20 protein-coding genes and 2 pseudogenes are annotated in these 23,690 nt (G+C 64.5%); 12 read left to right on the top strand and 10 right to left on the bottom strand.

Features of this window, described 5'->3' with window-relative positions:
* Window positions 1-68: 68 nt before the first annotated feature.
* Complete coding sequence (locus tag DDQ68_RS03380; protein WP_170121917.1) at window positions 69-866, bottom strand: OmpA family protein; 798 nt, start codon at window positions 864-866, stop codon at window positions 69-71.
* Window positions 867-990: 124 nt separating this feature from the next.
* Between DDQ68_RS03380 and DDQ68_RS03375 the strand changes: the two genes are divergently transcribed.
* The 5 genes from DDQ68_RS03375 (at window position 991) to ligA (ending at window position 6,681) form a co-directional block, all read left to right on the top strand.
* Complete coding sequence (locus DDQ68_RS03375) at window positions 991-2,730, top strand: S8 family serine peptidase (protein ID WP_109654837.1); 1,740 nt, start codon at window positions 991-993, stop codon at window positions 2,728-2,730.
* Window positions 2,727-3,488 (top strand): hypothetical protein, encoded by a 762-nt coding sequence (locus tag DDQ68_RS03370; protein ID WP_162549784.1) that lies wholly within the window; start codon window positions 2,727-2,729, stop codon window positions 3,486-3,488. Before DDQ68_RS03375 ends, DDQ68_RS03370 begins: the two co-directional genes overlap by 4 nt.
* A 136-nt stretch (window positions 3,489-3,624) precedes the next feature.
* Window positions 3,625-4,224, top strand: coding sequence for a hypothetical protein (locus DDQ68_RS03365; protein WP_109654834.1), 600 nt, complete (start codon window positions 3,625-3,627; stop codon window positions 4,222-4,224).
* Between the two features lie 48 nt (window positions 4,225-4,272).
* Window positions 4,273-4,449, top strand: coding sequence for a hypothetical protein (locus DDQ68_RS22465; protein ID WP_162549783.1), 177 nt, complete (start codon window positions 4,273-4,275; stop codon window positions 4,447-4,449).
* A gap of 144 nt (window positions 4,450-4,593) precedes the next feature.
* Entirely contained in the window at window positions 4,594-6,681 is a 2,088-nt protein-coding gene (ligA, locus tag DDQ68_RS03360; protein ID WP_109654832.1) for an NAD-dependent DNA ligase LigA, read from the top strand.
* A gap of 23 nt (window positions 6,682-6,704) precedes the next feature.
* Here ligA and DDQ68_RS03355 read toward each other — a convergent pair whose 3' ends face one another.
* Both DDQ68_RS03355 and DDQ68_RS03350 read right to left on the bottom strand, forming a co-directional pair.
* Entirely contained in the window at window positions 6,705-7,907 is a 1,203-nt protein-coding gene (locus DDQ68_RS03355) for a lactonase family protein (RefSeq protein WP_109654830.1), read from the bottom strand.
* Window positions 7,908-8,153: 246 nt separating this feature from the next.
* On the bottom strand, window positions 8,154-9,092 hold the full coding sequence (locus DDQ68_RS03350) for a polysaccharide deacetylase family protein (RefSeq protein ID WP_245897269.1): 939 nt from the start codon (window positions 9,090-9,092) through the stop codon (window positions 8,154-8,156).
* Window positions 9,093-9,162: 70 nt separating this feature from the next.
* On the opposite strand from DDQ68_RS03350, the gene dapA reads away from it, so the two are divergent.
* Entirely contained in the window at window positions 9,163-10,029 is an 867-nt protein-coding gene (dapA, locus tag DDQ68_RS03345) for a 4-hydroxy-tetrahydrodipicolinate synthase (RefSeq protein WP_109654828.1), read from the top strand.
* A gap of 276 nt (window positions 10,030-10,305) precedes the next feature.
* On the opposite strand, the gene DDQ68_RS03340 is transcribed toward dapA, so the two are convergent.
* Window positions 10,306-11,061, bottom strand: a complete 756-nt coding sequence (locus tag DDQ68_RS03340) for a (Fe-S)-binding protein (RefSeq protein WP_109654826.1) — start codon at window positions 11,059-11,061, stop codon at window positions 10,306-10,308.
* 822 nt (window positions 11,062-11,883) lie between these two features.
* Between DDQ68_RS03340 and DDQ68_RS03335 the strand changes: the two genes are divergently transcribed.
* Both DDQ68_RS03335 and DDQ68_RS24580 read left to right on the top strand, forming a co-directional pair.
* A complete protein-coding gene (locus DDQ68_RS03335; RefSeq protein ID WP_109654824.1) occupies window positions 11,884-12,135 on the top strand; it encodes a hypothetical protein in 252 nt (83 codons plus the stop codon).
* 9 nt (window positions 12,136-12,144) lie between these two features.
* Window positions 12,145-12,465 (top strand): transposase, encoded by a 321-nt coding sequence (locus tag DDQ68_RS24580; protein WP_109654823.1) that lies wholly within the window; start codon window positions 12,145-12,147, stop codon window positions 12,463-12,465.
* 463 nt (window positions 12,466-12,928) lie between these two features.
* Here the strand turns inward: DDQ68_RS24580 and DDQ68_RS03325 are convergent, their stop codons facing one another.
* The gene (locus DDQ68_RS03325) at window positions 12,929-13,180 is read right to left on the bottom strand and encodes a hypothetical protein (protein WP_109654821.1); all 252 of its coding nucleotides are present in this window, start codon (window positions 13,178-13,180) and stop codon (window positions 12,929-12,931) included.
* A 156-nt stretch (window positions 13,181-13,336) separates the two neighbouring features.
* On the opposite strand from DDQ68_RS03325, the gene DDQ68_RS03320 reads away from it, so the two are divergent.
* Window positions 13,337-15,634: an efflux RND transporter permease subunit gene (locus DDQ68_RS03320; protein ID WP_109654819.1), complete on the top strand. Its 2,298-nt coding sequence runs from the start codon at window positions 13,337-13,339 to the stop codon at window positions 15,632-15,634.
* A gap of 17 nt (window positions 15,635-15,651) precedes the next feature.
* Here the strand turns inward: DDQ68_RS03320 and DDQ68_RS03315 are convergent, their stop codons facing one another.
* Window positions 15,652-16,761: a Gfo/Idh/MocA family protein gene (locus tag DDQ68_RS03315; RefSeq protein ID WP_109654817.1), complete on the bottom strand. Its 1,110-nt coding sequence runs from the start codon at window positions 16,759-16,761 to the stop codon at window positions 15,652-15,654.
* A gap of 285 nt (window positions 16,762-17,046) precedes the next feature.
* On the opposite strand from DDQ68_RS03315, the gene DDQ68_RS03310 reads away from it, so the two are divergent.
* From DDQ68_RS03310 to DDQ68_RS03300, 3 genes and pseudogenes are all read left to right on the top strand, one after another.
* On the top strand, window positions 17,047-17,883 hold the full coding sequence (locus DDQ68_RS03310; protein WP_109654815.1) for an oxygenase MpaB family protein: 837 nt from the start codon (window positions 17,047-17,049) through the stop codon (window positions 17,881-17,883).
* A gap of 79 nt (window positions 17,884-17,962) precedes the next feature.
* Window positions 17,963-18,175, top strand: a complete 213-nt coding sequence (locus DDQ68_RS03305; protein WP_162549782.1) for a ribosomal maturation YjgA family protein — start codon at window positions 17,963-17,965, stop codon at window positions 18,173-18,175.
* Window positions 18,176-18,508: 333 nt separating this feature from the next.
* A pseudogene (locus DDQ68_RS03300) lies at window positions 18,509-19,465 on the top strand (IS630 family transposase).
* 45 nt (window positions 19,466-19,510) lie between these two features.
* Here DDQ68_RS03300 and DDQ68_RS03290 read toward each other — a convergent pair.
* The 4 genes and pseudogenes from DDQ68_RS03290 to DDQ68_RS03275 all read right to left on the bottom strand — a co-directional run bounded on the left by DDQ68_RS03290 (window position 19,511) and on the right by DDQ68_RS03275 (window position 23,646).
* Window positions 19,511-21,058, bottom strand: a complete 1,548-nt coding sequence (locus tag DDQ68_RS03290) for a M20/M25/M40 family metallo-hydrolase (RefSeq protein ID WP_109654808.1) — start codon at window positions 21,056-21,058, stop codon at window positions 19,511-19,513.
* Between the two features lie 77 nt (window positions 21,059-21,135).
* Entirely contained in the window at window positions 21,136-21,450 is a 315-nt protein-coding gene (locus DDQ68_RS03285; RefSeq protein WP_109654807.1) for an L-rhamnose mutarotase, read from the bottom strand.
* Between the two features lie 276 nt (window positions 21,451-21,726).
* On the bottom strand, window positions 21,727-22,380 hold the full coding sequence (locus DDQ68_RS03280) for a T9SS type A sorting domain-containing protein (RefSeq protein WP_109654805.1): 654 nt from the start codon (window positions 22,378-22,380) through the stop codon (window positions 21,727-21,729).
* A pseudogene (locus DDQ68_RS03275) lies at window positions 22,381-23,646 on the bottom strand (alkaline phosphatase). It lies immediately after the preceding gene.
* Window positions 23,647-23,690: the final 44 nt, after the last annotated feature.

Below are 23,690 nucleotides of genomic sequence, written 5' to 3'. Positions count from 1 at the left end.
AGTCTGTTTGACGCAAAAAGGCCTGGTTGTTTCTAACCAGGCCTTTTCTGTGCGCTAGGGCACCCAAATTAGTTGGGGTTCAAAATCGAAAATAGCTCGTCTAGTTTTGGCGTCAGAATAATATCGGTGCGGCGATTCAAAGCCTTGTCGGCGGGCGTGTCGTTGGCTACGACGGGTAGGTACTGGCCACGGCCCGAGGGCGTTACCTGGCCGGGGTCCATGCCAGCGGAGGTGAGCAGGCGCGTGATTTCGGTGGCCCGCAGCACGCTCAGGTCCCAGTTATCTTTGGCACCGTTCACCAAGCCGCCCTTGATGGGCACATTGTCGGTGTGGCCTTCCACCAGTACGTTCACGTCCTTATTGTCTTTCAGGGCGTTAGCAAGCTTGAGCAGCGCGTCCTGGCCCTTGGGATCCACTTTCGTCGAGCCCGATTTGAAGAGTAGCTGCTCGGAAAGCGACACATACACCTTGCCGTTCTTCACGTTCACTTGCAGGTCCTGGGCGTTGAAGCCGAGCAGGGCGTCGCTCACGCGCTGGCGCAGGGCCTTGGTGGCGGCGTCCTTCTCGTCGAGGATGCGCTGCAACTCCGCAATGCGGGCGTTTTTGCCGGCCAGGTCCTGCTCAGTGGTGCCCAGGGTGGAGTTGAGCTGGTTCACTTGGTTGTTTTTGTTGAGCAGGCTACCGCGCAGGCTTTCCTCGCTGCGGTTTTTCTCGGACGCGAGGGCCGATTTTTCGACTTGAAGTTGGTCGCGTGATCTGGTCAGGTCGCTATTTTGCTGTTGCAGGGCCGCAATTTCTTTCTGGTTACAGCCGGGCAGGGCCAGCGCGGCAACCACGAGCAGGGCGGGGGCGAAGGAACGCATCATGGAGTATAAAGCTAGTAGGATGAGAAAAAAGCTTGGGCCCAGCGGTAGCCGGCGGGCCCGCGCAACGTTGGGCTTAAAACGGGCGCGGCCGGCCAGGGTTACCTTTGGGCTTTCCGCTGTTGTCGTGCGCTGTTTCCTACTTGTTGCTTGCCTGGGGGCCCTGGCCGGGGCCCCCGCCGCCCGGGCCCAATCGGCGGCGCCGCCCGCCCGCTACTGGGTGGCTTTGGCCGATAAAGACGGGACGGCCTTCGACCCCCAAACCTACTTCTCGGCCCCGGCCCGCGCCCGCCGCGCCCGCCAGCACCTGCCCGCCTTCGAGGAATCGGACCGGCCCGTGCGCGCCGACTACGTAGCCCACATCCGCGCCGCCGTGGATACCGTGACGCTCGTCAGCCGCTGGTTCAACGCCGTGGCTGTGCGCGCCACCCCCGCCCAGGCCGCCGCGCTGGGGGCCCTGCCGGGCGTGCGCGCCGTGGCCGCGTGGCCGCAGCAGCCGGCGCGGCCCGCCGTGGCAGCGCGGCGCGCAGGGGCCCCGGCGGGCCAAAAGCCGGCCGACGAACCGCCCTACATTTCGCCCGAAGACTACCTGCTGGCCCGCCGCCAAACCGCCGTGCTGGGGGCCCCTGCCTGGCAGCGCGCCGGCCTGGACGGCCGCGGACTGCGCATTGCGCTGTTTGATGTAGGATTTCGGGGCGTGGACCGGCACCCGGCGTTTGCGGCGCTGCGGGCGCGCCACGGCATCGTGGCCGCCCACGACTTTTTGGCTAACCGGCCCGACGTGTACCGCGGCGGTAGCCACGGCACCGAGGTGCTGGGCTGCCTGGCCGGCCGCCTGCCCGGGGGCCCCAGCGCGGCCCTGGCCACCGGGCCCGCCCTGGGCCTGGCCCCCGCCGCCGACTACCTGCTGGCCCGCACCGAGCGGGCCCTGCGCGAAACCCTGAGCGAGGAAGAAGCCTGGCTGGCCGCCGCCGAGTGGGCCGACCGCGAGGGCGCCGACATCATCAACTCCTCGCTGGCCTACACCGAGCAGCGCTACTTCCCCGAAGAAATGAACGGCCGCCGCAGCCTGGTGGGGCGCGCCGCCGCCCTGGCCGCCCGCAAGGGCATGCTGGTTGTCTGCGCTGCCGGCAACGATGGCGACACCGACTGGGTGCGCATTGGTACGCCGGCCGACGCCGACTCGGTGCTGGCCGTGGGCGGGCTAGACCCCGCCACGGGCCTGCACCTAGCCTTCAGCTCGGTAGGCCCCAGTGCCGACCGCCGCGTGAAGCCCGACGTGTCGGCCTTCGGCATCGTACTGAGTGCCACGCCCGGTGGCCGCTACGAGCGGCTGGAGGGCACCTCGTTTGCCGCACCGCTGGTAGCGGGCTTTGCGGCCTGCGCCTGGCAGCAGCGCCGGGGCCTCACGGCGGCCCAGCTCTACGGGCAACTGCGGGAGGCGGGCGGCCTTTACCCATATTTCGACTACGCCAGCGGCTACGGCCTACCCCGAGCGGCTTTTTTCCTGGAAAAAGGTCCCGTAAGCCCCGTGGGGCCTACCTTTGATTTTGTGCCCAACGATTCGCTGGTGGCCATAGTGCTGCGGCCCGCCGCGGCCACGCGCCCGGCCCAGGAGCTGCCCCTAGTGGCCGAGCTGCTCGACGCCCCGGGGCCCCCGCCGCCCGGCGAACCGGCCCCCGCCCCGGCGCCCGATTTCCCCCCTTACCTCTACTGGCACCTTGCCGACCGCCGCGGCGTGCTGCGCCGCTACGAAGTGCGCGCCGTAACGCAGCGCCTGGTGCTGCAAGTGCCGCGCCGGCTGCTGCGCGGCGGCGACGCGCTGCGGGTGGAATTCAAAGGCTACACGGCCACGTACTCGGAATGAGCCTACTTACGGAACGACGCTTGCGCGAATTTTGGACGAACCTGGGGCCCGCCGCCCGCGCCCTGGCGGTGGCCCTGCTGCTGCCGGGCGCGGCCCGCGCCCAGCAAGTACTGCTGCGCGCCAACGTGGCCGACGATACCCTGCTGAACCGCACGGGCCCCAACCGCCGCTACTTCGGCCACCTCTACGTGGGGGCGGGGCTGGTGGCGGGCCCCGGGGCCCCTGACGCCCCGTTGCGCCACGGGCTACCGTCGGCCGAGCTGCAGTTGGGTGGGCGGCTCAAGCGGCGCTTCACCCAAAACGTGGCCGCGGTTGCCGACCTGCGCTACGCCTACCTGCGCTACGGCTTCGACCAAACGGCCGCCAAAACCTTTCCCAGTACCGGCCTGCACCGCTCCGAATCCCTGGGCCTGCACCAAATTCAGGCCGAGGGCGGGCTGCGCCTCAACGCCGGCCGCCGGGGCAACACCGTGGGCTCGTATCTCGATTTGCTGGCCTGGGGCGGCTGGGTGGCCGGCACCGCCCGTACCGCCGCTGACTACCCCGCCCCCGGGGGCCCCGCCCGCATCACCACCACCGACGCCGGCCTGCCGTATCTGCGCCGCTGGGCCGGTGGTGCGGGAGCCCGCCTGGGCTTTGACCGCTACGCCCTGGTGGCCCGCCGCCGCTTGAGCCCCCTGCGCCGCTCCGGCGGTGCTCCGAGCGACGGCCCCGACCTGCCGCCTTGGGTGGTAGGGTTCGAGATTGGGTTATTTTGAGGTCGTAGAATGGCGGCTAATGATATCCTTTGCCGAGGTCTTTTTCGTATATTCAGTAATCATTATGCGGCGAGGCCGCGGGGTCCCACCGTTCCGGCATTACTTTTGAGTTCCTTTCCAGGTATCATTATTTTATATGCAATCATTTTTCCGCTACCTCGTAACGGCGGCTCTGTTGCCCGCCGCTTTTTCGTGCGCTACCACCGAGCGCGAAACCGCTAACACCAACAAGGACCCCCGCACTACCTACGTGCCGCCGGCCCCCGGGGCCCGCAACCGCCTCAACAGCCAAACCGTGCTGAACACGGTGCGCGCCACCCACGCGTTTTCCAACCCCAAAACCCGCGACAACTTCACGGTGCAGCTGCGCGGCGCGCGCATCCTCACCGGCCAGGTGCACCTCATCGTGACCAGTACCGCCGGCGATACCCTGCGCCACGAGGTGCTGCCGGCCCGCGCCCTGCTCGACGGCCAGGCTGATGCCCGCCCCACCACCATCCGCGACCAGGAAATTGCCATTCTGCGCGGCATGAACACCTTTTTTGCCGCCAGCCACTTCTCGCAGCCCGCCGTGCCCACACAGGAGCCCCAGCCCGCCGAAGTGGACGCGGCCGTGTGGCAGGCCCTGCGCGCCGACCCCAGCGCCGTGGCCTTCGACTTCCCGGGTCCCGACGGCTCGGAACGCCGCCTGGCCTACGTGCGTAAGCTGCGCAAGGCCGTGGTGCTGAGTCAGTAAGCTTCTTGTTCGTTTTGGTTTTAATACGTTTACCTGCTTTTTTGCCCGATGAAATTCTTCCTGTCGTTTGTGGCCGTTTTGGTGGTCATCCTGTTGTATGAGCGGTTCTTCCCCTCGGTGGCTCCCATCAACCCCATATTGCCCGTGGGCCCCCAAGTGGAAGTAAGCGGCCACGGCGCCGACGTGCCGGTGGGCCCCGGCGCCCCGGTAGCCCCGCCCCAGTAGCGCCGCGTTGTTGCCCGAAAGGCCGCCTTTGGGCGGCCTTTTTGCGTTGGGCCCGGGCCGGGGGCCGTTATTTGCCAGCCCGGCGGCGCTTCGGCCGCCGGGCTGTTTTTGCCGCCGTGGCCCACCCGCTGTTATTTTGTTTGTATGTCCGACGCTATTCAGACCCGTATGCAGGCCCTTACCGAGCGCCTTCACTACCTCAACCACCAATATTACCAGCGTGATACATCCGAGGTGTCGGATCAGGAATTCGACCAGTTGCTGGCCGAGCTGGGCGCCTTCGAAGCCGCGCACCCCACGCTGGCGCTGCCCAACTCGCCCACCCAGCGCGTGGGCGGCACCGTCACGAAGCAGTTCGCCACTTCGGTGCACCGTTTCCCCATGCTCAGCCTGGGCAACACGTACTCGGAAGACGACCTGCGCGAGTTCGACGAACGGGTGCAGAAGGGTTTGGAAGGGGCTCCGTACCGCTACGTGTGCGAGCTGAAGTTCGATGGCGTAGCCATGAGCCTGGCCTACCAAAACGGCGAGCTGCACCAGGGCGTGACGCGCGGCGATGGCACCCGCGGCGACGTGGTGACGGCCAACGTGCGCACTATCCGCACGCTGCCGCTGCACCTGCGCCCGGCCCCCGGCCAGCCCGCCGACTTCGAGGTGCGCGGCGAAGTGTTCCTGCCACTACCCGTGTTTGCCGAGCTGAACGCTGAGCGCGAGCAGAACGGCGAGGCCCTGCTGGCCAACCCCCGCAACGCCGCCAGCGGCACCCTCAAGCTCCAAGATTCGGCCCAGGTAGCGGCCCGCAAGCTACGGTTCTTTGCCTACTCGCTGCTCACGCCGGGCCGCCACTTCACCGCGCACAGCGAGGCCTTGGGGGCCCTGGCTGCCTACGGCCTGCCGGTATCGGACACGTGGCGAGTCTGCGCGTCATTGGCTGAGGTGCTGGAGTTTATCCACCAGTGGGAGAAGCAACGCTTCACCCTGCCGGTGGCTACGGACGGCATCGTTATCAAGGTAGACGACCTGCGCCAGCAAGACCAATTGGGCCTCACGGCCAAAAGCCCACGCTGGGCCATTGCCTACAAGTACCCGGCCGAGGCGGCCCGCACCCAACTGCGTGAGGTGCAGTACAACGTGGGCCGCACCGGCGCCGTGACGCCCGTGGCCCTGCTGGACCCCGTGCCGCTGGCCGGTACCGTCGTCAAGCGAGCCACTTTGCACAATGCCAATCAGATAGCGGCCCTCGACCTGCGCCTCGGCGACACGGTGCTAGTGGAAAAGGGCGGCGAAATCATCCCCAAAATCACGGGCGTGGTGCTCGCCGCCCGGCCCGCCGGGGCCCTGCCCATCGTGTATCCCACCGTGTGCCCGGCCTGCGGCACGCCGCTGGTGCGGCCCGAGGGCGAGGCCCACTTCCGCTGCCCTAACGAGCGCGGCTGCCCGCCCCAGCTCAAGGCCCGGCTGGAGCACTACGTGAGCCGCAAAGCACTGAACATCGACGGGTTGGGGGCCGAAACAATGGGCCGCCTCTTCGACCTGGGCCTGGTGAACACGCCGGCCGACATCTACGACCTGCCCGCACGCCGCGCCGAGCTAGTGACGCTGGAGCGGCTGGGCGAGAAGTCCATCGACAACCTCATTGCCGGCATCGAGGCCAGCAAGCAGGTGCCGTTCCCGCGGGTGCTGTTCGGGCTGGGTATCCGCTACGTGGGTGAAACCGTGGCCCAAAAGCTCGCCCAGCACTACCGCGACGTCGATGCCCTAACCGCCGCCACGGCCGAAGAAATGGCCGCTGTGCCCGAGGTGGGCGGCGTAATTGCTGTGGCCGCCGCCGCCTGGCTGCAAGAGCCCCAAAACCGCGAACTGCTCGCGCGCCTGCGCCAAGCCGGCGTGCAGCTGGCCCTCACCGGCGAGGCCCCCGTGCCGGCCTCCGACCGGCTGGCGGGTCTCACATTCGTACTCTCGGGCGTATTCGCCGAGCACAGCCGCGACGAGCTGCAACATATCATCGTCTCGAACGGCGGTAAAATTACCGGCTCCATCTCCAAGAAGCTCAGCTACTTGGTGGCAGGCGAAAATATGGGCCCCGCCAAGCGCGAAAAAGCCATCGGCTTCAAAGTACCCATCATCTCCGAAGCCGACCTGATGGCCCTGCTGCCCGCCGCTGGCGAAATTGAGATTGAAACGGAAGCCGAGTCGCCGGCAACAGGGGCCCAGGGCGAACTGTTTGGGTAAAATGCAGGGGCCCGCACCGGTTGCTACTTCGTGAAATCCGGCACGACTTCCACAAACATAGGCGAGGGCACGTCGATGTGCTGGCCAGTGGGGGTGAGCCGCCCGGTTTGTTTATCAACGCGGTAGGTGAAGACGTTGTTGGAGTTCTGGTTGGCCACCAGCAGCAGCCGGCCGCTGGGGTCGAGGGCGAAGTTGCGGGGTGTTTTGCCCTGCGTGTCCACGTCCTGCACGGGCGCGAGCTGGCCGTCGGCGGCGATGGCGAACACGGCAATGCTATTACGGCCCCGGTTGGAGGTGTATAGAAAACGTCCGTCGGGGGCCACGTGCACGTCGGCCCCGGAGTTGTCGCCGCTGAAGCCGGCCGGCAGTGTGGTCAGCGTTTGCAGCTCGCGGAAGGTGCCCGCGGTGGCATTGTACGCCAGGGCCGTAACCGTAGAATTCAGCTCGTTAACCAGGTACGCGTAGCGGCCGTTGGGGTGGAAGGTGAGGTGGCGGGGCCCCGCACCGGGCTTCGCCGCGAATGCCGGTGCGGGCAGGGGCTGCCAACTGTGTTGCGCCGCGTCGAGGCGATATGCATACACCTTGTCGGTGCCCAGGTCGGCCGAAAAGGCGAAGCGGTTGGCTGGGTCGGGCAGCAGCGAGTGGGCGTGGGGCATGGTCTGGTTGGCGTGGGGCCCCACGGGCAGCTGGTGCTGGTCGGTGGCGGTGGCGGCGGCCAGCTGGCCGTCGGGCTGCACCGGTAGCATGGCCACGTTGCCACCTATGGCGCTGCCCATATAATTGGCTACCAAAGCGTTTTTACCGGTATTGTCGAGGCTGATGTAGCAGGGCGACGCCCCCGTGGAGGACTGCTGGCCGAGCATGGTGAGGGCCCCCGTGCGGCCATCGACGGCCAGCGTGCTCACCCCGCCGCTGTGGTCCTGGCCCTTGAAGGTGCCCGTTTCGCTCACCGCGTAAAGGTGGCGGTGGTTGGCGTCCATCGCCAGGTAAGTGGGCTGGGCGCCGCCTTTGTATGCGCTCACCGGCACCAGGGCCCCCGTGGCGGGATTGAGGCGGTAGAGGTAGATGGTGTTTTCCTGCTCCGACGCCACGTTGGTGCCGATGTACACCAGCTCGGCCGCGCCGCCGGTGGCGGGGGCCGTGCGGGCGCAGCCTAGTAGGCCGGAGCCGGCGGCCAGCGCGGCCACTGCCACGATAAAACGATTAAATAAACCAGGTTTTAACATCAGCGCGAAAGAAAAAAGACGAACGGCGACCGCGCCCGGGGGCCCAATTGTAGGCCCTGGCCGCGGCCTCCGCGAAGTACGCACGATTAAATTAAAGAGCCGCCGCACCGCCCAGGGCCCCAAGCCCCTTGTCCTCACCCACAGCTTAAGAAAGCGCCGGCCGACAGGTTGGCACTTTCTTAAGCTGTGGGTAAGGACAAGGCAGGCGCCGGGCTTTTATCAGGTAAACTAGGGCCCCCAGGGCCCCTAAAAGCTCTGCACGATGCTGTTGTGCAGCGTGCGCGGGCTCCAGTAGCCGCTGGCGATGATGCGGCGGATGGTGAAGAGCGGGTCCTGCTGGTCGCGCTTTTCGGCCAAGCTAAAGGCAGCCACGAAGCCGCGCTGCTTCAGCTCGGGGAAGGCCTGCGGATTCCAGAGGCCGAAGGGGTAGGCGAAGTAATTGATTTTCTTACCCGTGATGTCCTCCAGCGTTTTGGTGGGCTTGTCGATTTGCGTCACCCAGTCCTGGCCCTGGTATTTTTTCACGTTGTGGTGGTCCCAGGTGTGCGAGCCGATGACGTTACCCTCGTCGGAGAGCTGCTTCACCTGCGCCTTGCTCATGTAGTGGGGGCGGCCCAGGCTCACGGTCATTACGAAGTACATGGCCTTGAAGCCGTACTGCGCCAGCGTGGGCCGGGCGACGGTGAACTGGTCCAGGTCGGTGTCGTCGAACGTGAGCATGATGGGCTTGGCCGGCAGCCGGGCCCCGGTGGTGAGGTAGGCGTAGAGCTGGTCGGGCGATATGGTATGGTAGCCCGAGTCGGCCAGCATCTTGATCTGAGCCTTGAAGGCGGCCACCGGAACGATGTAGTCCTTAGCGCCTTTTGAGTCGCGGCCGGTCCAGTCCCGGATCTGGTGGTAGCAGAGAATGGGCACCTGGGGCCGGGCGTAGATGGCGGCCGCGTCGGCGGCTTTGGCGGCCGGGATAGTGCCGGGGGCGGGGGTCGGGGCGGCGTTGGCCTCGTCGGTGGCGGTGGCGGCCGCGCCCGACGTGGGAGCGTCGGCGGGGTCTTCGGCCGCGGCGGTGGTGGCGGCCACGGTGGCCGACTTGGCGGCCACGTTGGCCTCGCCGGTAGTAGCGGTTTTCGATTCGCAGGCCGAGGCCAGGGCTAGGGTAGCCAGCAGGAAGTAAGCAGAGGGATGCAAGGAAAGAAAGCGCTGGGCGCGAAAGGGAGTGTATTTTTGCTCGTAAAGCTACCTCATTTTAGCCCCTCCCATGAATATCTTGCACGGCACCGGTGTGGCGCTGGTCACGCCCTTTGCCGCGGACTTTTCAATTGATTACGCCGCCTGGCACCGCCTGCTCGACCATTGCATCGAAGGCGGCGTGGAATACCTCGTTATCAATGGCACCACTGGCGAGTCGCCCACCGTGACGGCCCCCGAGCGGGCCGAACTGCTGCGCACGGCCAAGGCCCACGTGGCGGGCCGCGTGCCGATCATGTACGGCATTGGGGGCAACGATACGGCCGCCGTCGCCGAGCAACTCCGCGTCGTCGATTTGCAGGACGTGTTTGCCGTGCTCTCGGCCAGCCCCGCCTACAACAAGCCCAGCCAGGCCGGCTTATTGGCGCACTACCAGCACCTGGCTGATGCCAGCCCGGTGCCGCTGGTGCTCTACAACGTGCCCGGCCGCACCAGCTCCAACCTCAGCGCCGATACCACCCTGCGCCTGGCCCGCCACCCCAACATCGTGGGTATCAAGGAGGCCAGCGGTAATTTGGAGCAGTGCCTCACCATCGGGGCCCTCAAGCCGGCGGGCTTCGCGCTGCTGAGCGGCGACGACATGATGACGCCCGCGCTCATTGCCGCGGCCGGGGCCGTGGGGGCTATTTCGGTGCTGGCCAACGCCTCGCCGCGTCGCTTTTCCGACATGACTCGCGCCGCCCTGGCCGGCGACTTCGCCCTGGCCCGCCGCTTGCTTTTCGAGCTGCTACCCCTCAACCCGCTGATGTACGAGGAGAGCAACCCCGTGGGCGTAAAAGCTGCCCTGGCCGCCCTGGGCGTGTGCGACGCCGCGGTGCGCCTCCCCCTGATAGAAGCCACCCCCGGCTTGCAAGACCGCATCCAAAAGCTGCTGTAACGGCAGTTGCCCCTGCTGTTACAGCAGTAGGGTCAGGGGGTAGTGCCTAGCCCGAAGGCACTGCGTAACAGCGGTTAATAGTCGCTGTGCCGTCATGTTGCACGCAGCGAAGCATGAAGTTATTCTTCATGTAGCTTTTTGTTCGGGAACGGCTCTTACATCTAACGAACAGTTCGTTGGATGATACCCTTTTGTGGGGAGCCTGGTAAAATACCGCTTACAACCGGATTAAAAACCAAATAATCAAGTGACTATCTTGTTAAATGTTAAATGATGTCACCAGCCGCTGGCTAGCACATCGGCGATGTGGAGGCAGCGCAGGGGTAGTTTTTCCTTCTTGATGTAGGCCTCCAGGTGCATGAGGCAGCTTACGTCGGTGCTGATGATGTAGTCGGCGCCGGTGTCGAGGGCGTGCTCAACCTTTTGCTGGGCCATGGCCACCGAAATGGCCTGGAACTTGACGGCGAACGTGCCGCCGAAGCCGCAGCAGGTGCTGGTTTCGGCCATTTCGCGGCGCGTAAGGCCAGCCACGCCATCGAGCAGCAGCCGGGGCCCCGGGCCGATACCACACTCGCGCAGCCCCGAGCAGGAGTCATGGTAAGTATAAACGCCCGCCAGCTGGGCCCCGGGGATGGCCATGACGCCCAGCACGTCCACTAAAAACTCGGTCAGCTCGTAGGCACGGGCCTGCACGGGGCGGCAGGCGGCAGCTTCGGGCTGGCCGGCAAACAGTTCGGTGAAGCTGTTGCGCACCATGCCGATGCACGAGGCCGAGGGGCTGACCACGTAGCGGGGCCCCGGGGCGGCGGGGGCAGGAGTAAAATCCTCAATGAACTTGGCGGCCACGGCGCGGGCGGGGCCCAGGTGGCCGGCGTTGTAGGCGGGCTGGCCGCAGCAGGTTTGGGCGGGGTTGTAGTGCACTCGGCAGCCCACGGCTTCCAGGATTTTGACCATGCTCAGGGCCGTGGCCGGGTAGAGCTGGTCTACAAAGCAAGGCACGAAAATATCGACGATGGGAGCGGAGGCGGGCATAGAGCAAAAGTAAGCCGGCCGGCCCCCGTATTGCTTCGCCGCGGCTTGCGAGGAAACGGCACGAGGCAAAACCCTATGCCAACTGTGGGTAGTTACGTAATGGTGGATTGTTTCTGACGGAAAAACCTATAGTAAAGCTGTTTAGGAAGTCTGGAAATTCAAGATAGAACGTTATGCTGAGCTTGTCGAAGCATCTCTACCGCATATTGAATCAATTGTTTAACGAAGCAGTAGAGATGCTTCGACAAGCTCAGCGTGACGTTCTGACGACTTCCTAAACAGCTTCAGTATTTAATAATAATGGACGAGGTAAGTAGCACAGCACCTAAAGCACTGATTGGACCTGTTTAAGATTTCTGGGAGGGGGATGGGTGTGATGCAAAAAGACTCCCAAAGAAGTTGGAAATTTGGGGTGCGACTCACTCAAATCCCCCTTCGATGGAAGTCCTGCGCAAAGATATTATTCGTACCTGAATACTGCCCTACTTGCGCACCGGTACCCGCGGGCCGGCTTGTCAAGCCGACCTGCTGGGGATGGTGGAGCCCATTTTGCATAAGCTCAAAACCGGCTGCCAGTGGCGGTAACTGCCACTGGCAGCCGGTTTTTACGGAAACTATACTCGTCACGAAGTAGGGTGCGGGGTTTGCCCGCGCCCATCGTTGCACGAAAGCCGACCGAACCGTTCAATGACGGGCGGGGGCAAGCCCCGCACCCTACTTCGTTTTTGCATTCCACTTCGTGAGCAGTATATCCTGAGCTGGCAGAGCGCGTACTACCACTTTAACGAGTGGCGCAAGGACGGCTCGTGGAAGAAGCGGTAGGTGACGCTGCTGCACCTGCACAAAGCGCGCCTGGACTTGTCGAGCATCCAACCCGGTGGCCGCTGCGCCCGCACCCACAACGGCGGGGCGGCCATCGACCATCAGGGGCGCAAAGCTGCCCGCACCACTAATCTGCTGTTGCCGGCCGATAAGACGGGCCCGCCCCTGGCCTGCGCCAGCCCGCAGGCCGGCAATCACCACAACCTGTTTGCCACCGAAACCTCGTTCGGGGAGCTATGCGCGCTGGTATAAGAAGCGCAGATTTCACCCGAAGGCCTCTTTCTCAATGCCGATAGCGGCTTTGACGCCAAGGTTTTACGCGGCGATTGCTTCCGCCACGGCATCGAAGCCAATATCGCCCGGAATCCACACTCCCGCACCAGCGAAACCGCTGAGGACACGTATACCAACCCTGAACTCTACCGCGAACGCACGGCTATTGAGCGGACTAATGCCTGGCTCGACAGCTTCAAAACCCTGCTCGGCCGCTACGAAACCACCGTGGGCAACTGGCTCGCCTTCCATTTCCTGGCGTTTACCGTCCTACTATTTCGTAAAATACCCCCAGAGTACAAACCTTAAATAGACTCATTATCATAAGGGATAAGGCAGTCGTCTAATTTATGATGATTTGCAAAATCATTAATCAGACTTAGAATTTATTTTTATTTCATGCATAAACCATTGGTTAACAATATATTTATCCAATAATTTTTCCTCAAAATCATTATATTAAATAACGAGTTTAGCACCTTGGTTTAGACCATTGCCAAAAAATCAATCCTTTCCTTTTAGCATTGATCAAACCATCGGACGAAAAAAATCGCCCAACAGCGGCAAGAGGAAATAGCTGAGTTCAAAAAGAAATTCTCCAGAAAACCAACCGAAGAGTTGGAGCAAATTATAAGCGACAACAGGTTGGTAGTTAATGCGCTGGCAGCCGCCCGGCAACTGTTGTGCAAACGGAATAGTACCAAAATCGCTACTCCATAAAAAAACCGCCTCGTTACCAGGGCGGCTTTTTTATTAAGATAAGTTAAGTCCCTTATATCGTCTTCGTTACCGGGGCCTTCATCTGGGCGGTAGTGGCCGAAGCGGCAGCCATTTTCGCCATTTTGGCGCGGCAGCAGGCGGGCATGCCAGCAGTGTTGCCACTGGCCATACGGGTGCATTGGGCAGCGGCCATAGCGGGGCAGGTGTCTTTTTTGCCTTTGGCCGTTTTACCGGGCGTTTCGTGAGCAAAAGCGGCGGTGCCGGTGAAGGCAAACAGGGCGAGGGCGAGCAGAGTATTTTTCATGGTAGAAATTATGGAAGGGATTGGGAGAAACAAAAGGACAAAACGGGGCGTTTTCCGCTTGCTGTTCTTAAAAGTACAACGGGCGGCCCAATGTTTGGCGTAGCCCGCCGGGGCCCGCTTTCCTCCGCGAAAACCGGTTTCGCGCCTTCCTTGTCTATGTCCCTTCGCCGTTCCGCTTACCTTGCCCTGCTCGTGCTGGGGCTGCTCTCCGCCCTCAGCGCCTTCTACGTGGCCCAGCTGCGGTTCAACTACAATTTCAACGACTTCTACCCCGCCGGCGACCCCGACCTGGACTACTACCAGGGCTACACCAAGCGCTTCGGCAACGACAACGACTACCTGCTGCTGGGCCTGGAGGCCCCCAAGGGCCGCACCGTATTCGACGCCGATTTCCTGGGCCGCGTCGACTCGCTGACGCGGCTGGCCCGGGGGCAGCGGCACGTGGTGGCCATCACCTCCCCTACCACCCTGGCCAACCCCGTGGTGGAAGGCTTCGGCGTCTTCAACCTGCCCTACCTGCATCCGGCTGCCTACCGCGCCGACCCCGCCCAGCGGGCCCGCGACTCGACCCTGATTTACCGCACGCCGGGCTTGGTGGGCAACGTGTTCAGCCCCGATGCCCGGGCCGTGGCCCTGGTCATCCAAACCACGGCCGACCTCAAAAAACCGCCCGGCGACTCGCTGCTGGCCGTGCTGCGCGGGGGCCTCAAGCGCTACGGCTTCCCCGAAAGCAGCTACCACCTGGCGGGCCGCGCCGTGGCCCAATCGGTGTTCGTGGACCGGCTTCAGCGCGAACTGATCGTGTTCATGAGCCTCTCGGTGCTACTCGTGACGGGGCTACTCTGGTTCACGTTTCGCACCTGGTGGGGCGTGGCGCTGCCGCTGGTAGTGGTGCTGGGGGCCATCTTGTGGGGCCTGGGCGTGATGGGGGCCTGTGGGGTGCGCATCGACCTGATGACGGCCCTGCTGCCGGTGATGATGTTCGTGGTGGGCACCTCCGACACGGTGCACATCATCACGCGCTACGTGGCCGAGCTGGGCTACGGGGCCAGCAAAAAGGACGCTTTGCGCGTCACCATCAAGGAATCGGGCTTCGGCTCGGCGCTGTCGGCCGTCACCACCAGCCTGGGCTTTTTCACGCTGATGACCAGCTCCATCCGGCCCATCTACAACTTTGGGCTCTTCACGGGCATTGCCGTGCTGCTGGCGTTTGTGCTCAGCTTCACGCTGTTGCCGGCCCTGCTCACGCTCCTTAAGAAGCCGCAGCTGCGGGTGGCGCGCACCCAGGGCCACAGCTGGGACGGCGTATTGAGCCGCCTGTTTCGGCAGGTGCTGGCGCGGCGGCGGCTCATTTTCACGGTCAGCGGACTGGTGGTGGCGGGCTCCATCGGGCTGGCCACGCGGGTGCACATCAACTCCGCGCTGCTCGATGATTTGTCGAAGAACGATCCCGTGCGGCTCGACTTCGCCTTTTTCGAGAAACAATTCGCCGGCGTGCGGCCCTTCGAGCTGGAGCTAAAACCGGCCCCCGGCCGCACCGTGTACGACCTAGCCGTACTGCGCGAAACCGCCCGCATCGAGGACTACCTGCGGGGGCCCTACGGCCTGCGCTTCGCCGCCTCGCCCGTCACGCTAGTGAAGTCAGTGCGCAAGGCCCTGCACGGCGGCGGGCTCGAAGCGTACCGCCTGCCCGCCGATTCGGCCGAGCTGCGCGGGCTGCAAAGCAAGCTGCGCCTGTTCCGCAAAAAGCCCGAGTTTAGGGCCCTGGCGCTGCCCGACGGCCGCGCCGGCCGCCTCACCGGCCGCATGGCCGACGTGGGCAGCATCCGGGCCGACGCGCTGAATGCCGGACTGCGCCAGTTCCTACGCACCCGCATCGACTCCACGGTACTGCGCACGCGCCTCACGGGCTCGTCGAATTTGATTGACAAGAATAACGAGAACCTGACGCTCAATATGATAACCGGCATGAGCATCGACATCCTCATGGTCACACTCATCGTGCTGGCGCTGTTCAAGTCGTTCAAAATGACCATTATCGTACTCATCCCCAACCTGGTACCAATCCTCATTGTGGCCGGGGTGATGGGGCTGGCCGGCGTGAACATGAAGGTGAGCACGAGCATCATCTTCACCATCGCCTTCGGCATCGCGGTGGACGATACCATCCACTTCATCAGCAAATTGCGCCTCACACTGGCCCACGAAACGTCCGTGTTCCGAGCCGTGCGCCACACCTACCTGCTGGCCGGCAAAGCCGTCATCGTCACGTCGCTGATTCTGGTCGGCGGTTTCTCCACGCTATTATTTTCGTCGTTCGACGGCACCTTCTACGTGGGCTTCCTCATCGGCCTCACGCTGGTCTTCGGCGTGGTGGCCGAGCTGACGCTGCTGCCGCTGTTAATTTTGTACTTCTACAAGCGCAAGCCGGTCATCGAGCAGGTGCTGAATTAGGGCCCCGGGGGCCCTACTCATTTTGAGAAGTATACCGTTTTGCCTTCCTTGGCCGACTGCTTGGCGGCTTCCAGAATCTCCACTACTACCAGGTTGGTGGGCAGCGCGGACAGCACGTCCTCCGGCGCGGTGCCGCGCACGACGGCCGCCAGGTAGGCAAACGGCTCGTCGTAGGGCGCCGGGGGCGCGGGGGCCACTTGGTCCTGGGCTGGCTGCTTTTCGCTAAGCCGCACGCGCAAATGGCTGCCATCGTGGGCAAACACAGCGCCCGTCTGCCCGTAAATCTCCATGTCCTTGCGCGCGTACGGCCAGTTCCACGACGCCTGGATGATGCCCTCGGCCCCGGGATAATTCACGAGGATGGTGGCGTCGTCGTCTACTTTAGGGTATACCGCGGGCTTGAGCTGCCGCGTCACGGCCGTAACCGACTGGGGCCGGGCGCCGTGCATGAGCCACGTCAGCAGGTCAGCGCCGTAGCAGCCAAAATCGACGAGGGCCCCGCCGCCGTTTTGCACCGGGTCGGTCAGCCAGTCCAGGAATTCCTTGTTTACGCCAATCTCCTGGGGGCCCTGGTGGCCGTCGTGCACCACTACTTTGCGGATCTCACCGATGGCTTTTTCCTGGTCCACCAGCTCGTAGGCCCGGCGGTTGGAGCCGTACCAGGTAGTTTCGTAGTTGGTGAGCAGGTGGATGTGGTACTTTGTAGCCAACGTCGCCATCCGGCGAGCGTGGTCCAAGCTCACGGCCAGCGGCTTTTCCACCATCACGTGGATGCCGCGCGGCGCGCAGGCCTCCACCACGGCCAGGTGCTCGTAGATGCTACCAAACGCTGTGACCGCCTCGGGCTTGGTTTTCTTCAGCATCTCATCCAGTGAGCTGTATACCAACGACATATTGATGCCGTATTGCTTGGCGTAGCGCTCGGCCAACGCCCGGTTGGGCTCGGCGATGCCCACAATTTCAATGTCGCCCCGCTTGGCGCGGCCCAGAATTCCGTGCACGTGGGTGTGCGTGAGGCCCGCCACACCCACCCGCACGGGGCCCCGCGGCTTGACTTGAGCCCCGGCGGGCAGCCCCGTCGTTAGTAGTAACAGCAAGGAAAAAAGCGCGACGAGGGAACGGAGCATGGGTTTCAGGCTTAAATAATGGCGCGGAAAGTTAGCAGTATTTCGCAGCTCCCGGCCCCCGGGTGCGCGCAGAGGGCCCCAGGCGGCGGCCTTTGCTATTTTGCCGGTGCGGGTTGGCCAAAAGGAAGCCATTCGGGGCCCACTTGGGATATAAATCTTCGGCTGAATCGTTTGAAAGGAATGTGAAGAGCTTAACTTTGTATTTCAAAGTTCTTTTGGCACCTGTGTATTTGGACGGTTGAGCTATGGCTCGTAGCCGTTTATTCTTCTATATCACTGTCACTTATGACTTATTTCGTGGCCCCCGACTCCATTGTGCGCCGCATTTGGGGTACCGCCGATACGGTGCTGTTCATCTTCGCCGGGGCCGCGGCCGAGTTCGCCCTCAACAAGGCCGTGGACTGGCTGTACTTTACCGGTCGGCTGCCGGCCGACCCGCTGGGCCGCTTGTTTTCGACAGTGGACTACGCCCGCCGCATCGTATTTGCCGACCGCGCCGGGGCCGAGCGGGCCATCGACGCCATGGCCGCCATCCACGCGGCGGTGGAGGCCAAGCGCGGCCAAGCCATCCCCGACTGGGCCTACCGCGACGTGCTATTCCTGCTCATCGCCTACTCCATCCGGGCCTTCGAGGTGTTGGAACGGCCCCTGACGGACCCCGAGCGCGAGGAAATCGTGGCCGTATTTTGCCGCGTGGGCCAGCGCATGGGCATCCCCGGGCTGCCCACCTCCTATGCGGAATGGCGGGCCGCCCGGGCCCAGCACCTGGCCGAGCACCTGGCCCCCAGCCCCTACACCACCGACCTGTACCGGCAGTACCGCCGCCACCTGGGGCCCCTGCGCTACCCGCTGCTGCGCGCCGTGCAGGGCCTGGTGGTGCCGCCCGCCGTGCGCGCGCTGCTGCACCTGGGTACCGGCGCGGGGCTGCGGCCGGCCCTGGCCCTGTACCAGCACACCAAGCAATTAGCCATCAGCCAGTGGGCCAAAAGCGCCCTACTGCCCGCCGCCTACCGGGCCCGCATCCGCGCGCTCGACGGGGCCCCGGCGGCGTACGCGGAGCCGTTGCCCACGCCCACCGGCGCACGGTGCCCGGTGGGCCCCCACCGTTCCCCCACCCGCTGAGGGGCTCGCTTTTCGCCGCGGGTATTTCCTGCCCGCCGCGCTTTTATTCGGCGCGGAGGCCGGCATCGCCCACGATGCCTTGTTGCGGCCCTACGGGGGCGATTTGCTGACCACCGTCATGCTCTACTGCCTGCTGCGCAGCTTTTGGGCGGTGCCGGCTGCGCGCACCGTTTGGACGGCGCTGCTAGTTTCCTACTTAATCGAGGCTTCCCAGTACGCCCACCTACTAGCGCGCCTGAGCCTGTTACACTCGGCGGCGGTGCGGCTCGTGGTGGGCAGCCAGTTCGAGTGAGGCAACGTGCTGGCCTATACCCTGGGGGCCCTGCTGGTGGCCGGCGTGGAGCGCCGCCGGGCCGCCTGGGCGGCGTAGGAGCCCCGGGGGGTGCAATATCAACCGCTTCTTTCACCCGTGGACGCAACATGAATATCGGTCTTATTTACCGACGTGTGGGGTTATTTGGCAGCTAATCGTAATTAATCGCAATGCCACTGCTTACGTTTTTCATGTCATGATCCGCCGTAACAGTTCCCCAGGAAAAGCGTCCTTCGTGGCCCAATTCCTCGCGTATCCATTACTTAGAGCGGTTACTAATTTAGTGTACACGATTTAGCCGTAAAGGGTGAGATGAAAGCTTATTCACTGGATTTACGGGAGCGCGTGGCCGCCGCGTGCGCCGAACCCGGCGCCAAAATTTGTCAGGTAGCTGCCCGCTTTGCCGTTTCGTTATCATTTACCAACAAGCTCTTACGTCGTCAGCGCACCACAGGCACGCTCGCCGCGCTCCCGCTACACCCTGGCCCGGCTCCCCGCCTGGATACCACCGGTGACCAACGCCTGCTCGCCTGCCTGCGCGAGCAGCCCGATGCCACCCTGGCCGAAGTGGCGCAGGCCCTGCTGGCAGCCGGTGGCCCGGTGCTGAGCACCAGCGCTACCTGGCGGGCGTGTGAGCGCCTGGACTGGCGCCGCAAAAAAAGCCTGCACGCCGCTGAGCGCGGCACGGAGCGGGTCGTAGGGTTGCGGAAAGAATTTGTGGAAGCACTGGCCGAAGAGGATTTTACGCGCTTCGTCTTTGTCGAGGAAACCAGCACGAATCTGACCTACTGCCGCCGCTACGGTCGCGCCCCTGGCGGGCAACGGCTGCAACCGGCGGTGCCCCTGCACAGCGGACCGAACGTGACGCTGCTGGCGGCCCTCACGGCCCTCACCCCCGCTGGCCTCGGGGCGCTGCTCCGCGTCAACGGGGCGGTAAACGGGGACGTTTTTGCCGCCTACCTGGACCAAGTACTTGGGCCTACCCTCCGGCCCGGCGCCGTGGTAGTGCTCGACAACCTGTCGGTGCATAAAGTGGCGGGCCTGGACGAAATAGCGCACAAATAGGGGGCGCGGCGGCTGTATTTGCCGCCCTACTCGCCGGATTTCAACCCGATTGAGCTCGCCTTAAGTAAGCTCAAAACCTGGTTGCGAACGGCACAAGCCCGCACCCACGACCTGTTGGAAGAGGCTATTTGCGCCGCTGCCGAGTGGATAAGCGAAACCGACGCTAAAAATTGGTTTGACCACTGCGGATATCATGTACACTAACTTGGTAACCGCTCTAGGTGCTGGTCCTGGAAAAAATTCCGTTGCCTACGGCATAGTCATCACGGCAGCCATCGTTTCCATCCCGTCCCACAGGTTGCCGAGGCGCAGGTTTTCGTTTTCGGCGTGCTGGTTGTTGTCGTAGTTCGCGATGGGCACGGTGAGCGTGGTGGCCCCCAGCGTTTCCTTGAACGCAAAGAGGGGCAGACTCCCGCCCGAAGTGGGCAGGCGCACCACCGGCTCGGCCACCGTCGACTGCACGGCCTGCACCACGCGGCGGGCCAGGGGCAGGTCCATGGGCGTGCGTTGGGCGTTGTAGCCGGTTTGGGGCACTATTTGCACCAAGCGCGGGTGCTGGGCGCGCTCGGCGGCGGTGGGCGCGGTGCGGGTCACGAAGTAGCCCTGCTGCTCAATGTGGCGCACTACCTTGGCGACCTGCCGCTGGTAGTCGTTTCCCAACACGAGGCGCAAATCCAGCACAGCCTCAGCCGTGGTCGGGATGACGTTGGCCGCCTGGGGCCCCACGTTGGCGCTGCGCATCCCGTTGATGTTCAGCGAGGGCTGGTTGATCAATTCGCTCAGCGACTGGCCCCGCCCGTCGGCCCGGGCAAAGCCCAGCCCCTGCCGGATGGCGTCGTCGTTGTTCGGAATCTGGCGCACGGCTTCCTGCTCGGCGGCAGTCAGCGGCACTACGTCGTCGTAGAAGCCGGCGATGGTGACGCGGCCGGTGCTATCCTGCATCGAGGCCAGCAGCCGGGCCAGAGCCATGGCCGGGTTAGGAGCCCAGTTGCCGTAGTGGCCGCTGTGCAGCGGGCGCGTGGGCCCGTACACGGTCAGGCCCACGTTCACGTCGCCCCGGGCCCCGTACACCACCTGCTTGCGCCCCGACTGGTGCACCGGCCCGTCGCAAATAATCCACAAATCGGACGACAGCAGCGCCTTATGCCGGCCCAGCAGCTCGGCCAGGTGCGGCGAGCCTCGCTCCTCCTCGCCCTCGAAGAAAAACTTGAGGTTGGCCGTGGGCTTCACGCCACTTTCGGCCAGGGCCTGGTAGGCGGCCAATATGGCCATCACCCCGCCCTTGTCGTCAGAGCTGCCGCGGGCGTAGAGGCGCCAGTCGGGGCTGAGCGGCGTGCCCGCCGGCGGCAGCGGCACCACCTGGCCGCCGGCGCTGAGGGGCCCCGTAGCCAGCATGGGCACGAACGGGCTGAGGCCCGGGGCCCACTGGGCGGGGTTCACGGGCTGGCCGTCGTAGTGGGCATAAAAGACGAGCGTGCGCGTGGCCCCGGGCACGCGCACCTCGCCGAACACGGCCGGCGGCACGCCCGGCGTGGCCGCCCCCAGCAGCTGCACCCCGCCAATGCCGCGCTGGCGCATCAGCCCGGCGATGGCGCCGGCCGTGCGGCGCAGCCCGGCAGAGTCGGCCGCCACGCCCGGAATGGCCAGCAGCCGCGTGAAATCAGCCAGCAGCTCGCGCTCGTGGCGCTGGCGGTACTGCCGCACTTTTTGCAGCGCGGGCACGGGCGGGGCCCCGGCGGCGAGCAGCGCGGCGGCCGCCGCGGCCAGCAGGGCCCCCAGCAGGTAAGGTTTCTTCATGGCCGCAAGTAAGCCCGGAAACTGCCAGGAATCAGGGTTTAAGGGCAAGCCGTGCCCACCGGCGGCCCGCCACCTGGTCACTCCTGGTGAAACACCCGCGCCAGCACCACCACCACCGGGGAATTATCGGGGTTGGTTTCCATCAAATCGGCCATGTGGGCCCACCAGCGCTGCATCACGGGCAAGCCGGGCAGGGCGTCGGCGGTGTGGCCGGCCAGCCGTTTCTGCACCCCGAACAGCCGCCCGCTGGCCGCGTCCAGAAAAATAGAATAGTCCCGAATGCCAGCCGCGCGCAGGGCCCCCGTTAGCTCGGGCCAAATTTGGTCGTGGCGGCGCTGGTACTCGGCGGCCACCCCGGGCAGCAGCAGCATGGTGAAGGCAATTTCTTCCATTGGCTTGTTTACTTAACTAATATTCAAGTTACTAACAGAATCCCAATCCGTTCGTGGCGCCACATTCGCGGGTGAATCGGCGGCAAAAGCCAGCGCGGGCCAACGGCCGGGGGCCCCAGCCACCGGCCCGCAAGTAGCTCCGCGGTTGCCGCCTAGCCTTCCTGTACTCTTCGGTGCGCCGGGGCCGTTCTGCTCCGCCCCCGGGGGGCCAAAAAAAAAAAAGAGGAGCGGCAAGCCGCTCCTCTTTTCTACTGCCGCTGGTTAGGCGCGGCGGCTTTACAGTTTGATGGTTTTCTGGGAAACCACTTGGCCGTCCACCGTCACGGCGGCCACGTAGAGGCCGGTGCGCAAGCGGGCGCCGTCCACGGCCACGGCGTGGGCCCCGGGGCCAAAGGCTTGGCCGCTCACCACAGTTTGCACTTTCTGGCCGGCTTCGTTGAACAATTCTACCGTGACGGCCCCAGCCGTGGCCAGGGTGAAGGCTACCTGGAAGCGTTCGGCAAACGGCACGGGGCTCAGCTGTACGCTGGCCGTGGCCAGGGGCCCCACGCCGCTGCCACGGGTACTGAGCACGGTGGCGAACGCCGTCAATTGTATGAACTCAGCCAGGATGGCCGTGTTGTCGAGCAAGCCGCGCCCGGTAATTTGCTGGGCGTGAGTGTTAGTGTTGTCCTCCGCGGCTACCCAAATATCCTGCGGCGTATGGTTGCCCACGGCGCCGGTTTGGGCGGCGCCGTTGCCGTTGGTGAGCGGGTTGGAGGCATAGGCCACCACAATGCGCCTGGCCGTGGCCGAGGTAGGCTGCGGGTAGGTTTTGCCCTGGAAAGTGGCCAGCGTGTAGTCGGGAAACCAGCCGTTGGCCCCGCCGTCGCCGCACACCAAGTTGGTAAGGATGGCATAGCCGGCCTCGGCGCTCACCGACTTGCCCACCTAGCCGGCGTAGGTACGAATTTTGGTGCCGTTGCGATTAGCGTCGGCCTCATCGTGCAGGCCCGTTACAGCAAAGCCGCCGCACTCGTGGTCGGATGTACTAAAAATCAGGGTCTTACCGCTGGTGGGCGTAGCTAGCAGAGCCCGGCCCTCGGCCACGGCGTAGTCAAAGGCCAGTACTTCCTTGATCATGTAATCGGAGCCGTACACGCCGGTGGCGCGCGCCGAGGTGGGCGTGGCCATTCCGCCGGCGTCGCCGCCGCCCGCGTACACCGGCTGGTCGGCCTCGACCGCGTACTGATTGGTGGTGCCCGGGCCCGCCACCACCGCAATGCCGCCGGTGTTGAAGTGCTCCAGGTAGTCAATTCGGCCAGCTTCCACCATCAGGAAGAACCCCTTGCCGTTGCTTTTGGCCTGCAACACCTTGATGGCCGTGGCCGTCATATCGGCCAGCGAGGGCTCCCAGGCGGCGCTCGTCTGGCGGTCCTGCTCGTAGTTGACGTGCGAGGCGTTGAAGAGGCCCAGCAGTTTTTTGCCGCCGGGGCCGTACTGCGCCAGGTCAATGTTCAGCAGGGCGTCGCGGCTATTCACGTACTGGTAGTTGCGCTGCTCCACGGCGTACTTCACCAGGTCCACGTCGTCGGCGCGGTTGCCACGCAGGGTCACGGGCGCGCCGGCCGTGTTCGCAATGGGGGCCCCGGTGCGGTCCACCACCGCTTCGTAGGAGCTAGCCGCGCCGCGGGTGCGGGGCATGAAGTGGCGGGCCCCGCCGCCGAACAGCACGTCGAGCTCCACGCCTACTTTGGGGGCTGGCAGCACCCAGTCGCGGGCGGCGGTGTAGCGGTAGGCGGCCGTGGGGCTGGCGTTGAAAATAGCCTCGTACTGCATCTCAGTGGAGGCAATGTACTAGGCCGAGATGTAGTCTTCCAAGTCGCGGTACCAGATGTGGCTGGCAAACGCGGCCGGTGTGGCGTGCGTGATGCGGGCCGTGCTTACCAGGCCTACGGCGTAGCCTTGCTTCTTGGCCGCCTCCAGAATGGTTTCGATGGCCGCCCCGTTGGAGACGTTCAGCGAAATCACCTCGTTGTCTTGCTTGCCGGGCCGGCCGCAGGCGTATACCGAGGCCCCTGGGGCCGAGTCCGTAATCCACGAGTTGAGCGAGTGCGTGGTCACGGTGGCATTGTACTTCATCCGGTCCAGGTTCAGCACCTGGAAGCCGGCGTCGGTAGCGTAGCGCTTGCCGTCGCGCCCCTGGCCCAGGGCCATGCGGGTGGCCGTTTTGGGGGCCAGGCCGAAGCCGTCGCCAATGT

This window comes from Hymenobacter nivis (assembly GCF_003149515.1).
In the GTDB taxonomy this organism is placed as follows: Bacteria; Bacteroidota; Bacteroidia; order Cytophagales; family Hymenobacteraceae; genus Hymenobacter; species Hymenobacter nivis.
The sequence above is the reverse complement of the archived record's forward strand: the minus strand, read 5'-3'. Positions and strand labels throughout refer to the sequence as shown.

Bases quoted from the DNA above. Each gene is read 5' to 3' on its own strand.
- DDQ68_RS03290 (WP_109654808.1), bottom strand. From the start codon at position 21,058: ATGAAGAAACCTTACCTGCTGGGGGCCCTGCTGGCCGCGGCGGCCGCC.
- DDQ68_RS03370 (WP_162549784.1), top strand. From the start codon at position 2,727: ATGAGCCTACTTACGGAACGACGCTTGCGCGAATTTTGGACGAACCTG.
- DDQ68_RS03285 (WP_109654807.1), bottom strand. From the start codon at position 21,450: ATGGAAGAAATTGCCTTCACCATGCTGCTGCTGCCCGGGGTGGCCGCC.
- DDQ68_RS03380 (WP_170121917.1), bottom strand. From the start codon at position 866: ATGATGCGTTCCTTCGCCCCCGCCCTGCTCGTGGTTGCCGCGCTGGCC.
- DDQ68_RS03340 (WP_109654826.1), bottom strand. From the start codon at position 11,061: ATGCCCGCCTCCGCTCCCATCGTCGATATTTTCGTGCCTTGCTTTGTA.
- dapA (WP_109654828.1), top strand. From the start codon at position 9,163: ATGAATATCTTGCACGGCACCGGTGTGGCGCTGGTCACGCCCTTTGCC.
- DDQ68_RS03325 (WP_109654821.1), bottom strand. From the start codon at position 13,180: ATGAAAAATACTCTGCTCGCCCTCGCCCTGTTTGCCTTCACCGGCACC.
- DDQ68_RS03310 (WP_109654815.1), top strand. From the start codon at position 17,047: ATGACTTATTTCGTGGCCCCCGACTCCATTGTGCGCCGCATTTGGGGT.
- DDQ68_RS22465 (WP_162549783.1), top strand. From the start codon at position 4,273: ATGAAATTCTTCCTGTCGTTTGTGGCCGTTTTGGTGGTCATCCTGTTG.
- DDQ68_RS03315 (WP_109654817.1), bottom strand. From the start codon at position 16,761: ATGCTCCGTTCCCTCGTCGCGCTTTTTTCCTTGCTGTTACTACTAACG.
- DDQ68_RS03365 (WP_109654834.1), top strand. From the start codon at position 3,625: ATGCAATCATTTTTCCGCTACCTCGTAACGGCGGCTCTGTTGCCCGCC.
- ligA (WP_109654832.1), top strand. From the start codon at position 4,594: ATGTCCGACGCTATTCAGACCCGTATGCAGGCCCTTACCGAGCGCCTT.
- DDQ68_RS03320 (WP_109654819.1), top strand. From the start codon at position 13,337: ATGTCCCTTCGCCGTTCCGCTTACCTTGCCCTGCTCGTGCTGGGGCTG.
- DDQ68_RS03355 (WP_109654830.1), bottom strand. From the start codon at position 7,907: ATGTTAAAACCTGGTTTATTTAATCGTTTTATCGTGGCAGTGGCCGCG.